The organism is Pseudomonas putida (genome assembly GCA_041071465.1).
In the GTDB taxonomy this organism is placed as follows: Bacteria; Pseudomonadota; Gammaproteobacteria; order Pseudomonadales; family Pseudomonadaceae; genus Aquipseudomonas; species Aquipseudomonas putida_P.
Window position 1 is genome coordinate 5862247 of sequence record CP163498.1, and the last position, 12877, is coordinate 5875123.

A 12877-nucleotide genomic window follows, 5' to 3' on the forward strand; every position below is an offset into this window, starting at 1 on the left:
CCGTATTAATCATTATTCAGCCCCCCGTTCGCCCCCTACAGTCCAACCCCAACGACAGTCATTGCCAACGGGAGACGAAATGTCCATCGAACACCGCCTGAACCACATCGCCGGCCAACTCAGCGGCAACGGTGACGTGCTGCTGAACAGCGTCGACGCCCATACCGGTGAGCCGCTGCCCTACGCCTTCCATCAGGCGACCGGCGATGAGGTCGAGGCCGCCGTGCAGGCCGCCGAGGCCGCCTACCCGGCCTACCGCAGCACCCGCCCGGCCCAGCGCGCCGCCTTCCTCGACGCCATCGCCGACGAGCTGGACGCATTGGGTGATGACTTCATCCAGCATGTGATGCGCGAAACCGCGCTGCCCGAAGCGCGCATCCGTGGTGAACGCAGCCGCACCAGCAACCAGCTGCGCCTGTTTGCCGAAGTGGTACGCCGTGGCGACTTCTACGCCGCTCGTATCGACCGCGCCCTGCCCCAGCGCACCCCGCTGCCGCGCCCGGACCTGCGCCAGTACCGCATCGGCGTGGGCCCGGTGGCCGTGTTCGGCGCCAGCAACTTCCCCCTGGCCTTCTCCACCGCTGGCGGGGACACGGCCTCGGCGCTGGCTGCCGGCTGCCCGGTGGTGTTCAAGGCGCACAGCGGGCACATGCTCACTGCCGCCCATGTGGCCGCAGCCATCGACCGCGCGGTGGCCAGCAGCGGCATGCCGGCAGGCGTCTTCAACCTGATCTACGGTGCCGGCGTGGGCGAAGCGCTGGTCAAGCACCCGGCCATCCAGGCGGTCGGTTTTACCGGTTCGCTGCGCGGTGGCCGCGCCCTGTGCGACATGGCGGCGGCACGCCCGCAACCGATTCCGGTGTTTGCCGAAATGAGCAGCATCAACCCGGTTATCGTCCTGCCCCAGGCGCTGCAAGCCCGTGGCGAGCAAGTCGCCGGCGAACTGGCCGCCTCGGTGGTGGTGGGTTGCGGGCAGTTCTGCACCAACCCAGGCCTGGTAGTGGGTATCCGGTCCGCGCAGTTCGAGCGTTTCGTGCAAACACTGCTTGCACGCATGGCAGACCAAGGCCCGCAGACCATGCTCAACGCTGGCACCCTGCGCAGCTACCAGAACGGTGTCCAGCACCTGCTGGCGCACCCAGGTATTCAGCACCTGGCCGGGCAACCACAAACCGGCAACCAGGCCCAGCCACAGCTGTTCAAGGCGGACGTAAGCCTGCTGCTGAACGGCGACCCGCTGCTGCAGGAAGAAGTGTTCGGCCCGACCACCGTGGTGGTTGAAGTGGCCGATGCGCAGCAACTGACCGAAGCACTGCGCCATCTGCAGGGCCAGCTGACGGCCACCCTGATTGCCGAACCTGACGACCTGGTCGCCTTTGCCTCGCTGGTGCCTTTGCTGGAGCGCAAGGCCGGGCGTCTGCTGCTCAACGGCTACCCGACCGGTGTGGAAGTTTCGGATGCCATGGTGCATGGCGGGCCTTACCCGGCCACCTCCGACGCACGCGGTACGTCGGTGGGCACCTTGGCGATCGACCGTTTCCTGCGGCCGGTGTGTTTCCAGAACTACCCGGATGCGCTGCTGCCGGATGCGTTGAAAAACGCTAACCCGTTGGGGATTGTGCGTTTGCTCGATGGGGTGAGCAGCCGCGAAGGGGTGTGATACCTGCCGCGTTGAACTGGCACGGCACCTTTAGCCGTGCCAGCCTTGAAGGGTGCGCTGAAACGACGCAATGACCTGGCTGCCCTGTCGCTCGGCCAGGTAGTACAGGTAGGTTTCGGTATACACCGAGTCCTGTGCGATGCGGATCACTTTCAAGCGGGGGTCGGCGATGTATTCTGCCTCGGACACCGCACCAATACCCATGCCACGAATCACCGCCTCGCGCAGCGCCTCGCGGCTGCCGATCTCCATGACGATACGCGGTGTTACCTGGGCAGCATCCAGTGCATTGTCCAACGCCAGCCGCGTAGTTGAACCTTGCTCACGGCGCAGCAACGGCTGCCCCTGCAACGCCTGCAGCAGAACCTGGTCATGACGGGCGAACGGGTGATCGGCGCGGACAAACAGGATCACCGCGTGCCTGGCATAGCGTTGTGCGACAAACGCCGGGTCATCATGCAGCCCTGCCAACACGCCGATATCGGTCACGTAGCCCTGAAGATCGGCCAGCACCGACGCCGAGTTGCCCACGCGAATCGATACGTCGATCTGTGGATACGCCTGCCGGTAGCGGTCGACCATCTCGATCACATGGAACGGCCCCACCGCACCGATCTTCAGCTCCCCCCGGTTAAGCTGGCCACTGTCGCGCAGCAGGCTGGTGGCCTCGGCTTCGAGCATCCACATCCGCTGCGCAATCGGCAACAAGGCGCGGCCAACGGCGGTCAGCTCGATGCGCCGGCCACGGCGGTGGAACAGTTCGACGTTGAATTCGCGCTCCAGCCCCTGGACCTGGTTGGTGGCGGTCGGCTGGCTGAGGCCAATGGCCCTGGCCCCGGCACTGAAGCTGGCATGCCGGGCCACGGCAAGGAACGTACGCAAGCGGGCGGTGGACATCCATAGATCCTTTGAATGGTTGGCTGGCGAAACCCATATTGAATTGATGGCGTGACTGTCACATGACAGCCCTAGTTTTGGCACTACCGACAACAACCACTCCGGTATTGCCATGACACCCCTCCCGAAACTGTTGCGCTGTGCCCGCCTTGCCCTGCTGCCACTGCTGCTCGCCCCCACCGTGCAAGCCCAGCAGGCGCTGACCGTCGGCCTGATCCCGTCGGAAGACTCCCAGGCCATGATCAAGAGCAGCCAGCAAGTGCTCGACCAGTTGCAGGCGCGCCTGGGCATGCCGGTCAAGCCGTACGTTGCCACCGACTACAACGGGGTGATCGAAGCCCTGCGCGCCGGCAAGCTGGACGTCGCCTACCTCGGCCCGTTCTCCTATGTCCTTGCCAACCAGGTAGCAGGCGCCGAAGCCTTTGCCGTGGCAGTGACCAGGAAGACCGCCAGCAGTGCCTACCACAGCCTGATCATTGCCCGCCAAGACAGCGGCATCCGCACGCTCGACGACCTCAAGGGGCATACCTTTGCCTTCGTCGACCCCAGCTCTGCCTCCGGCCACCTGTTCCCCAAGGCCGGCCTGGAGCATGCCGGGCACGACCCGAAAACCCTGTTCTCGCGGGTGATCTTCTCGGGGTCGCACGACGCCAGCATCCTCGCCGTGGAAAACCGCAAGGTCGATGCCGCCGCCGTGGCCGACCGCATCCTGGCCGGCGCCGTGAACAGTGGCCAGGTCAAGCAGCAGGACTTCCAGGTGGTGTGGACCTCGCCAGACATTCCCGAATCTCCGATGGTCTGGCGCAAGAACCTCGACCCCGAACTGCAGGCCAAACTGCGCGGTGCGTTTGCCGAGATCAAGGATGTACCGTGGGGTGACCAGGGCATGCTCAATGGCTTCCAGCCAACCACCGATGCTGCCTACAACGTGGTTCGCGACACGGCCAAGGTGCTCGACCTCGACCTGCGGAGCCTGAAATGATCCGCATCCGCCGACTGGCCAAGGGCTACGCCGACAACCCGGTGCTGCGCGGCATCGACCTGGACGTTCAAGCCGGTGAATTCGTGGTGATCCTTGGCCAGTCTGGTGCCGGCAAGTCCACCCTGCTGCGCTGCATGAACCGCCTGGCCAAGGCTGACAGCGGCGAGCTGCAGGTAGCCGGGGTAAACGCCATGCGCGCAGCCGATCAACGCGCCCTGCGCCGGCAAGTGGCAATGATCTTCCAGCATCACAACGTGGTGCCGCGCCTGTCGGTGCTGAAAAACGTACTGACCGGTCGCCTGGGCCACTGCAGTACCCTCACCTCGCTGCTGCAGCTGTTCCGCCGCGACGACGTGGCATTGGCCCGTGACTGCCTGCGCCGGGTGGAGCTGGAGCACAAGGCCGGCTCACGCACCGATGCGCTGTCTGGCGGGCAGATGCAGCGGGTGGGCATCGCCCGTGCGCTGGCCCAGCGGCCCCAGGTCATCCTGGCCGACGAGCCGGTGGCCAGCCTCGACCCGAATACTGCGCAGGTGGTAATGCAGTACCTGCGCGAAGCCAGCCGCACCCTCGGCATTACCGTTGTGTGCAACCTGCACCAGGTAGACCTGGCCCGGGCCTTCGCCGACCGCATCGTTGGCCTGGCCAGCGGGCGCCTGGTGTTCGATGGCCCGCCTGGGCACTTGGACGAAGCAGCCCTGCAGCGTATCTATCACACGCCCTCATCCGATGAGCCCGCAGTATCACTGGCCGTGGCCCGGCCGATGCTGACCACCGGCACAGGAGCCTCGGCATGAACCCACAAAGCCACCAATGGCTGGTCAATACACCCACCCGCGCCCGTGGCTGGCTGGGCACTGCCGCACTGCTGCTGGCAGTGGTCCTGGTGTTGCAGTGGAGCGCCGAAGGCGCACAACTGAGCTGGGCCGAGTTGGCCAACGGGCTACCACAGATCGGCGATTTCCTTGGCCGCTCGCTGCCGCCCGACCTGAGCATCCTGCCAAGCCTTTGGCAGCCGGCCCTGGAAACCCTGCAAATTGCCCTGTGGGGTACCTTGCTGGGGATCATCCTCGCCCTGCCACTGGGCTTTCTCGCGGCGCGCAACCTGCACGGCAACCGCTGGCTGTACCAGGCCACCCGGCAGGTGCTGAACGTGATTCGTAGCATCAACGAACTGATCCTGGCCCTGGTGTTCGTCTCCGCGGTGGGGCTGGGGCCCTTCCCAGGCGTGCTGGCCCTGGCGATGCATGGCGTGGGCATGCTCGGCAAGTTCTTTGCCGAAAGCATCGAGGAGATCGACCAAGGACCAATTGAAGCGCTGCAGGCGACCGGTGCACGGCCACTGCAGGTGATCGCTTTCGGCGTACTACCACAGGTGATCACCGCCTGGATCGCCGTGGTGCTGTACCGCTTCGAGGTGAACCTGCGTTCGGCCACGGTACTGGGTATGGTCGGTGCCGGTGGCCTGGGCTTCGAGCTGGTCAGCAGCCTGAAACTGTTCAAGTACCAGGAAACCGCCACCTGCATCCTGGTCATCACCGTGATGGTGGTATTGGCCGACCTGGCCTCCAACCGCCTGCGCCATGCGATTCAGGGCAACGCCCGCCACTGATCCACAGCCCTACCCTCGACACAAGCAACCTGCCACGTGCGCCCGCTGGGCGCGCGACGGGCAAACCATGCCTGGAGTTCCCGCAATGCCCGCACGTCCCGTTATCGGCCTGGCCGATAGCACCCTGCAATCAATCGATTGGAACGAAAACCGCCAGCCGTCGAGCATGGCCGCACCTTCCAACAACAATAAGGAACTGCCCATGCCTGCCTGCTTCCACAACCCGGTCACCACCGTTTTCGGCGGTGGCAGCCTGGACCAGATCGCCGAACACTGCCCTGGCAAGGTCGCCTTGGTTACCTTTCCCGAAGCTGCGCAGCTCGGCCTGCTGGCCAGGGTGCGCAGCCTGTTGGGCGAGCGCCTGGTGTGCGTGATCGACAACGTCCAACCCAACCCCGATGTCGCCTGGCTGCGTGGCGTGCACGAAGCCTTTTGGGCCCAGCACGGCGATTGCGATACGGTGCTGGCATTGGGGGGTGGCAGCGCCATCGATACCGCCAAGGCACTGATCGTCGGTACCGCTTCAGGCCGATTCGACGAACTGCTTGACCTGCTGGCCAGTGGCAAACCGTTTGTTCCGCCCCGGCACAAGACCCTGGTAGCCGCGCCGACCACGGCCGGCACCGGCAGCGAGGTGACGCCTTGGGCCACCCTGTGGGACGCCGGCCAGCAGAAGAAGTACTCGCTGCACCTGCCCTGCACCTGGCCCAGCGTTGCATTGATCGACCCGCAGCTGATGCTCAGTGTGCCGGCTGCCGTAACCGTGTCCACCGGGCTGGATGCCTTGTCCCACGCGCTGGAGTCGATCTGGAACCACAACGCCAACCCACTCTCCGACACCTTCGCGCTGTCGGCCATCGAGGACATCCTCGACTGCCTGCCACGCCTGCAACAAGACCTTGGCAACCCCGAACTGCGCGCACGCATGGCCTTGGCCGCACTGAAGGCTGGGTTGGCCTTTTCCAACACCAAGACCGCGCTGGCCCATTCCATTTCCTACGAAATGACCTTGCGCCACGGCCTGCCCCACGGCATTGCCTGCTCGTTCACCCTGCCGCTGGTGCTGGGCCTGGCCTGGGGCCGTGATGCCGGGCGCGACCAGACCCTGCAAAAGGCGTTCGGCCACGACCTCGCGGCAGCGCAACAGCGCTTGCGGGCGTTTCTTCACCGCCTGGGCGTGCGCACCGAGTTCGAAGATTACGGCGTGACAGCCGCCGAGGCCGAGGCGATGATCGACGCCGCCCTGCAGGGCGCCCGCGGGCGCAATTTCATCGGCGCGCAAGCCGCCTGATCTTCTGCGTTTTTCCTGTAGCACCTTTCAAGAGTGCCGACTCGCCGAGCCCCATGGGCCGGCGCCAGAGAACAAAAAGGAAACCGTCATGAACCGCGCACAAACCCTGACTGGCGCAATGCCCAGCACCCTGCCGTTTCGCCTTGCGCAATGGCGCATGCTGCTGGCCGCGATGTTCTGCTACTTGTTCTTCTACACCGGGCGGCAAACCTTCGGCTTCGCCATCCCCGGGATCCAGGCCGAGTTCGGCCTGAGCAAGGAAACCCTCGGCTGGGCCTCCACCGCCATGCTGTGGATGTATGCCGTTGGCCAAGCCATCAATGGCAACCTCGCCGACAAGTTCGGCGGCCGACGCATCATGAGCATCGGCGCCGTGTTGTCGTGCGGCGCCAACTGGGTCACCAGCTTTGCTGGCGGTTTTCTCAGCCTGATCCTGCCGTGGGGCGTCAACGGTTATTTCCAGGCCCTGGGCTGGGCGCCCGGCAGCCGCCTGCTTTCAAACTGGTGGGGCGCTGCCGAGCGCGGCAAGGTGTATGGCTTCTATGTGTTCGCCGCTGGCTGCGCATCGGTGCTGTCGTATGTGACCTCGGTGGTGGTGATCGATGTGCTGCACCTGGAGTGGCGCTGGATTTTCCGCTTGCCTGTGCTGCTGATGCTGGCCGGTGGCATCGTCTTCTACCTGGTGGCGCGGGAGCGCCCGCAAGACATGGGTTACCCGGCGCTGGACGACACTGGCGTGGCCAACGCCGAAGACCGTGCCAACGAGGCCAGCCTGGGCGGTGAAGAAACCTCGCGCCAACGTTACCTGGCCGTGCTGAAAAACCCGCGCCTGCTGGTGGCAGCGGTGTCATTGGGCTTCCAGAACGCCGCGCGGTACGGCTTGATCGTCTGGGTGCCCGTGCATTTCCTGGGTGCCAACTGGCAGAAAGGCGACAGTTTCATCGACCCGAAATGGATCACCATCGCCTTGCCGGTAGGCATGGCCGTTGGCGCGCTGAGCAATGGCTGGGTGTCGGACAAACTGTTCGGCAGCAAACGTTACCTGGCGATCATGCTGTACATGGTGCTGGGCGCGCTCACCAGCCTGTGGATGTGGAGCCTGCCAGCGCACAGCGCGGTTGGCCTGCTGGCGCTGTTCCTCTGCGGTTTCTTCGTCTACGGCCCGGCATCGAGCTTCTGGGCGCTGTGCCCGGACCTGGTCGGCGCGCGTCGCGCCGGCACCGCCACCGGCATCATGAATTTCGCCTCGTACCTGTTCGCCGGGCTGGCAGAGCCGCTGATCGGACGTATGCTCGACACCACCGGCAACACCTCGCTGATTTTCATCGTGGTCACCAGCGCCTGCGCCTGCAGTGCCCTGGTCGCCCTGTTCGTACGCCGCTGAGGGTGCCTGCCATGTCGTCCATGCCATTGCCAAAGAGGTGTCATGTACCAGTACCACAAGTGGTTGCGCTCATTTCATGCGGTGGCGCGCACCGGCAGTTTCACCCAGGCCGCCGAGTTGCTGAGCATCGGCCAGCCAACCATCAGCGAGCAGGTCAGTGGCCTGGAAAAGCGCTTTTGCGTGGAACTGTTCCACCGTCGAGGGCGCTTTATCGAGCTCAGCCCGGCAGGCCGCCAGCTGTACGAAATTACCCAGGGCCTGTTCGGCCAGGAGGACGAAGCGCTGCAACTGTTGCAGAGCTTCCAGCAGCGCAAGCAAGGCATGTTGCGCATCGGGGCGGTGTCGCCGCCGATTGCCATGAGCCTGACCTACGAGCTGATGCAGCGCTACCCGCAGATCGAGCTGGAAACCTCGTTCAGCAGCGAAGCCGGCACGCTGGAGCGGCTGTACAACTTCGACATAGACCTGGCCATCCTCGCCCTGTCGGAGTTCGACCAGCGCCTGAGCACGCGGCTTTACCGCACTTGCCCGATTCTGGCGGTGGTGCGCGACGACCACCCGTGGGCGCGGCAGGCGAGTGTCAGCGTCAAGGACATTGCCGGCCAGCGGGTGGTATTGCGCGAAGCGGCATCGCGCACCCGGCAACTGGTCGAAGAAGGCTGCCGCCAGCATGGCGTGACACTGGATTGCGCGATGCAGTTGAACAGCCGCGAGGCCATCGTGCATGCGGTGGTGCATGGTATTGGCGTGGGCTTTGTCTCGGCAGTGGAGTACGCCGACCGCCCCGGCACGCGCTCCATCGCCTTTGCCGAAGACCCGTTCCACATCCATTACTACCTGTGCTGCCTGGGCATCCGCCGTAACCGGGCGATCATCGCCGAGCTGTTCGACGCGCTCAACGCGCACTGATGCCCCCATGACCACCGCGAGCCTGCCAGTGTGCCGGGCGGGCCGCGCGCACCCTGAGTTCTTACCCACTGGAGTTTTGCCATGCATTATCAGCAACCCAAGCAACTGCAAGCCGCCATTCTCGACTGGGCCGGCACCGTGGTGGATTTCGGCTCGTTCGCCCCCACCCAGATCTTTGTCGAGGCCTTTGCCGAGTTCGGCGTGCAGGTCAGCCTGGAAGAAGCCCGCGGGCCCATGGGGATGGGCAAGTGGGACCACATTCGCACCCTGTGCAATGTGCCGGCCATCGCTGCGCGTTACCACGCCGCCTTCGGCCACACGCCAAGCGACGACGATGTAACAGCCATCTACGAGCGCTTCATGCCCTTGCAGATCGAGAAGATCGCCGACCATTCGGCGCTGATCCCCGGAGCGCTGGAGGCCATCGCCCAGATGCGCCAACAGGGGCTGAAAATTGGCTCGTGCTCGGGTTACCCGGCGGTGGTGATGGAAAAGGTAGTGGCCCTGGCCTTGCGCAATGGCTACAGCGCCGACCACGTGGTGGCAACCGACGAGGTACCCAATGGCCGCCCCTACCCCGCGCAGGCACTGGCCAACGTGGTCGCCCTGGGGGTGAGCGACGTGGCAGCTTGCGTCAAGGTCGACGACACCTGGCCGGGCATTCTCGAAGGGCGCAGCGCCGGGATGTGGACCGTGGCCCTGACCTGCTCAGGCAACGCGCTTGGGCTCACCCATGAGCAGTACAAGGCCCTGCCCGAAGCGGAACTGGAACAGCAACGCCAGCGCATCGGCAGCCTGTTCGAAGGGTCGCGACCGCATTACCTGATCGACACCATCGCCGAGCTACCCGGGGTAATCGCCGATATCAACGCCCGCCTGGCGCGCGGGGAAATGCCCCAGAGCAGTTGAGACCTAAGCTGCGCGGTCAACCCCGCACCCACAAGGATTGCGCCGGCCTTCAGGGTTGTGCAACGCCCTTGTGGGCGCGGGCTTGCCCGCGAAGAGGCCAGCACAGGCCCAGCAAAGCTGTATACAATCAGCAAAAAGCTTGATTACAATGCCCTGCGCCTATGACATCGGTAATCGCCGATGCGTATTGCGGCAGGCTTACGCCATGTCACCTACAACCCCTGCAAAAACGTTACTCGTCAAAAACGCTGCTCTGTTGGTCACCATGGACGGCCAACGCCGCGAGATCAAGAACGGCGGCCTGTTCATCGAAGACAACCTGATCAAACAGGTCGGCACCAGCGATACCCTGCCACAACAAGCCGACGTCGTCCTCGACATGGCCGGCAAAGTGGTCATCCCTGGCCTGGTCAACACCCACCACCACATGTACCAGAGCCTCACCCGCGTGGTACCGGCGGCCCAGGACGGCGAACTGTTCAACTGGCTGACCAACCTGTACCCGATCTGGGCACGCCTGACCCCCGAAATGATCGCGGTGTCGACCCAGACCGCCATGGCCGAACTGATCCTCTCCGGCTGCACCACCTCCAGCGACCACCTGTACATCTACCCCAACGGTTGCAAGCTCGATGACAGCATCCACGCTGCCGCCGAGATCGGCATGCGCTTCCACGCCGCACGCGGCAGCATGAGCGTGGGCCAGAGCCAGGGCGGCTTGCCACCCGACTCGGTGGTGGAAAAGGAAGCCGACATCCTCAAGGAGTCGCAACGCCTGATCGAGGACTACCACGACGCCAGCCACGGCTCGATGCGCCGCATCGTGGTCGCGCCGTGCTCGCCGTTCTCGGTCAGCCGTGACTTGATGCGTGAAGCTGCCGTGCTGGCGCGCCAGTACGGGGTGTCGCTGCACACCCACCTGGCCGAAAACGTCAACGACATCGCCTACAGCCGCGAAAAGTTCGGCATGACCCCTGCCGAATACGCCGAAGACCTCGGCTGGGTCGGCCACGATGTCTGGCATGCCCACTGTGTACAGCTCGACCAGCATGGCATCGAGCTGTTCGCCCGCACCGGCACCGGCGTTGCCCACTGCCCATGCTCGAACATGCGCCTGGCCTCGGGTATCGCCCCGGTGCGCAAGATGCGCGACCACGGCGTACCGGTGGGCCTGGGGGTCGATGGCTCGGCGTCCAACGACGGCGCCAGCATGATCGGTGAAGTGCGCCAGGCCTTGCTGCTCCAGCGGGTGGGCTTCGGCCCCGACGCCATGACCGCACGCGAAGCCCTGGAAATCGCCACCCTCGGCGGCGCCAAGGTGCTCAACCGCAATGACATCGGCGCCCTGGCCCCCGGCATGGTCGCCGACTTCGTCGCGTTCGACCTGGGCCACGTGGCCTATGCCGGCGGCCACCACGACCCGCTGGCAGCGCTGGTGTTCTGCACGCCAACCCAAGTGCACACCAGCGTGATCAACGGCCGTGTGGTGGTGAAGGATGGCCAGCTGGCCACCGTCGACCTGCCACGCGTGCTGGAGCGCCACAACCAGCTGGCACACCAGTTGGTCAGCGGCGCGTGATGCACCCGGGCTGCTGCGCCCCAAGCCGGGCGCAGCAGCCCATTCCTGCCTGTTCTTTTCTCAACGAATGCGACTGAGACCGTGCTGTTAGACGCATAAAATAACAAAGCGAGCTACTCACCATGACTTCTCCCGCTTCACCTCGTCCAGAAGACGAGAACCTCGGCGTGGGCGCCAACCTGGCTTACGGCCTGCAGCATGTACTGACCATGTATGGCGGCATGATCGCCGTGCCGCTGATCATCGGCCAAGCCGCCGGCCTCAGCGCTGGCGACGTTGGCCTGCTGATCGCCGCGTCGCTGTTCGCCGGCGGCCTGGCAACGCTGCTGCAGACCTTGGGCATTCCCTTCTTCGGCTGCCGCCTGCCACTGGTCCAAGGGGTGTCCTTCGCCAGCGTCGCCACCATGGTCGCGATCATCGGCAATGACGGTATCGGGGGCATGCAGGTGGTGTTCGGCGCAGTGATCGTTTCATCGCTGGTCGGCCTGCTGATCACCCCGCTGTTCTCACGCATCATCAAGTACTTTCCGCCATTGGTGACCGGCATCGTCATCACCACCATCGGCCTGACCTTGATGCCGGTGACCGCGCGCTGGGCCATGGGCGGCAACAGCCAGGCCGCCGACTTCGGCAGCCCGGCTAACATTGGCCTGGCCGCGTTCACCCTGGCCTCGGTACTGCTGCTGAGCAAGCTGGGCAGTGCCAGCCTGTCGCGCCTGTCGATCCTGCTGGCGATCGTGATCGGCACGCTGGCGGCGATGGCCACCGGCATGGCTGATTTCTCCCAGGCACTGCAAGGGCCGTGGATGGCCATGCCCGAGGTGCTGCACTTCGGTGCGCCGCAGTTCCAGGTGGCGGCGATTCTGTCCATGCTTATCGTCATCGTGGTGACCATGGTCGAGACCTCGGCCGACATCCTGGCGGTGGGTGAAATCATCGGCACCCCGGTCGATTCCAAGCGACTGGGCAATGGCCTGCGCGCCGACATGATTTCCAGCGCCCTGGCGCCGCTGTTCGGCTCGTTCACGCAAAGTGCCTTCGCGCAGAACGTCGGCCTGGTGGCCGTGACCGGGGTGAAGAGCCGCTACGTGGTGGCCAGCGCCGGGCTGATCCTGGTGACCCTGGGGCTGCTGCCGGTGATGGGCCGGCTGGTCGCCGCGGTGCCTACAGCGGTGCTCGGTGGCGCCGGGCTGGTGCTGTTCGGCACGGTCGCGGCCAGCGGCATCCGCACCCTGGCCCAGGTGGACTACCGCAACAACATGAACCTGATCATTGTCGCCACCTCGATCGGCTTTGGCATGATCCCGATCGCAGCGCCAGGCTTCTATCACCACTTCCCGGCCTGGTTCGAGACCATCTTCCACTCGGGCATAAGCTCGGCGGCGATCATGGCGATTCTGCTCAACCTGCTGTTCAACCACCTGCGCGCTGGCAACTCCGATCAACAGTCGGTGTTCGTCGCGGCCAGCGAGCGCACCCTGCGCTACCGGGACATCGCCGGGTTGAATGAAGGCGATGTGTTCCGTGATGGCAAGCTGTATGACCGGGACGGCAACGAAGTGCCGATCATGGAGGCTGATGAGGGGCACTTCAAAACGGGTAAGACGTCAGTGGCGCACATGCACTGACACTGCACCTCTATAGGCTGGCGCGG

The 12877-nt window shown here is 64.8% G+C and carries 11 protein-coding genes; 10 read left to right on the top strand and 1 reads right to left on the bottom strand.

Annotated elements, in window-relative coordinates; genetic code table 11:
- The first annotated feature begins 79 nt into the window (after nucleotides 1-79).
- Nucleotides 80-1660, top strand: a complete 1581-nt coding sequence (locus tag AB5975_26865) for an aldehyde dehydrogenase (NADP(+)) (protein ID XDR20039.1) — start codon at nucleotides 80-82, stop codon at nucleotides 1658-1660.
- Between the two features lie 30 nt (nucleotides 1661-1690).
- On the opposite strand, the gene AB5975_26870 is transcribed toward AB5975_26865, so the two are convergent.
- Entirely contained in the window at nucleotides 1691-2557 is an 867-nt protein-coding gene (locus tag AB5975_26870) for a LysR substrate-binding domain-containing protein (protein ID XDR20040.1), read from the bottom strand.
- Nucleotides 2558-2669: 112 nt separating this feature from the next.
- On the opposite strand from AB5975_26870, the gene phnD reads away from it, so the two are divergent.
- The 9 genes from phnD to AB5975_26915 all read left to right on the top strand — a co-directional run bounded on the left by phnD (nucleotide 2670) and on the right by AB5975_26915 (nucleotide 12851).
- Nucleotides 2670-3539 carry a phosphonate ABC transporter substrate-binding protein gene (phnD, locus tag AB5975_26875; protein XDR20041.1) on the top strand — a complete coding sequence of 290 codons (870 nt, stop codon included), beginning with the start codon at nucleotides 2670-2672 and terminating at the stop codon, nucleotides 3537-3539.
- Nucleotides 3536-4336: a phosphonate ABC transporter ATP-binding protein gene (gene phnC, locus AB5975_26880; GenBank protein ID XDR20042.1), complete on the top strand. Its 801-nt coding sequence runs from the start codon at nucleotides 3536-3538 to the stop codon at nucleotides 4334-4336. The genes phnD and phnC overlap by 4 nt, the downstream gene beginning before the upstream one ends.
- Nucleotides 4333-5151: a phosphonate ABC transporter, permease protein PhnE gene (gene phnE, locus AB5975_26885; protein ID XDR20043.1), complete on the top strand. Its 819-nt coding sequence runs from the start codon at nucleotides 4333-4335 to the stop codon at nucleotides 5149-5151. The genes phnC and phnE overlap by 4 nt, the downstream gene beginning before the upstream one ends.
- 202 nt (nucleotides 5152-5353) lie before the next feature.
- A complete protein-coding gene (psrA, locus tag AB5975_26890; protein XDR23041.1) occupies nucleotides 5354-6442 on the top strand; it encodes an iron-containing alcohol dehydrogenase PsrA in 1089 nt (362 codons plus the stop codon).
- Between the two features lie 88 nt (nucleotides 6443-6530).
- Complete coding sequence (locus AB5975_26895; protein XDR20044.1) at nucleotides 6531-7826, top strand: MFS transporter; 1296 nt, start codon at nucleotides 6531-6533, stop codon at nucleotides 7824-7826.
- A gap of 42 nt (nucleotides 7827-7868) precedes the next feature.
- Complete coding sequence (locus tag AB5975_26900) at nucleotides 7869-8735, top strand: LysR substrate-binding domain-containing protein (protein ID XDR20045.1); 867 nt, start codon at nucleotides 7869-7871, stop codon at nucleotides 8733-8735.
- Between the two features lie 81 nt (nucleotides 8736-8816).
- The gene (gene phnX / locus AB5975_26905) at nucleotides 8817-9644 is read left to right on the top strand and encodes a phosphonoacetaldehyde hydrolase (GenBank protein ID XDR20046.1); all 828 of its coding nucleotides are present in this window, start codon (nucleotides 8817-8819) and stop codon (nucleotides 9642-9644) included.
- 205 nt (nucleotides 9645-9849) lie between these two features.
- Nucleotides 9850-11223 carry an 8-oxoguanine deaminase gene (locus AB5975_26910; GenBank protein ID XDR20047.1) on the top strand — a complete coding sequence of 458 codons (1374 nt, stop codon included), beginning with the start codon at nucleotides 9850-9852 and terminating at the stop codon, nucleotides 11221-11223.
- A 122-nt stretch (nucleotides 11224-11345) separates the two neighbouring features.
- A complete protein-coding gene (locus AB5975_26915) occupies nucleotides 11346-12851 on the top strand; it encodes a nucleobase:cation symporter-2 family protein (GenBank protein ID XDR20048.1) in 1506 nt (501 codons plus the stop codon).
- The last annotated feature ends 26 nt before the right edge of the window (nucleotides 12852-12877 follow it).

Bases quoted from the DNA above. Each gene is read 5' to 3' on its own strand.
- AB5975_26865 (XDR20039.1), top strand. From the start codon at position 80: ATGTCCATCGAACACCGCCTGAACCACATCGCCGGCCAACTCAGCGGC.
- phnD (XDR20041.1), top strand. From the start codon at position 2,670: ATGACACCCCTCCCGAAACTGTTGCGCTGTGCCCGCCTTGCCCTGCTG.
- AB5975_26915 (XDR20048.1), top strand. From the start codon at position 11,346: ATGACTTCTCCCGCTTCACCTCGTCCAGAAGACGAGAACCTCGGCGTG.
- AB5975_26895 (XDR20044.1), top strand. From the start codon at position 6,531: ATGAACCGCGCACAAACCCTGACTGGCGCAATGCCCAGCACCCTGCCG.
- AB5975_26910 (XDR20047.1), top strand. From the start codon at position 9,850: ATGTCACCTACAACCCCTGCAAAAACGTTACTCGTCAAAAACGCTGCT.
- phnX (XDR20046.1), top strand. From the start codon at position 8,817: ATGCATTATCAGCAACCCAAGCAACTGCAAGCCGCCATTCTCGACTGG.
- phnC (XDR20042.1), top strand. From the start codon at position 3,536: ATGATCCGCATCCGCCGACTGGCCAAGGGCTACGCCGACAACCCGGTG.
- AB5975_26900 (XDR20045.1), top strand. From the start codon at position 7,869: ATGTACCAGTACCACAAGTGGTTGCGCTCATTTCATGCGGTGGCGCGC.
- phnE (XDR20043.1), top strand. From the start codon at position 4,333: ATGAACCCACAAAGCCACCAATGGCTGGTCAATACACCCACCCGCGCC.
- psrA (XDR23041.1), top strand. From the start codon at position 5,354: ATGCCTGCCTGCTTCCACAACCCGGTCACCACCGTTTTCGGCGGTGGC.
- AB5975_26870 (XDR20040.1), bottom strand. From the start codon at position 2,557: ATGTCCACCGCCCGCTTGCGTACGTTCCTTGCCGTGGCCCGGCATGCC.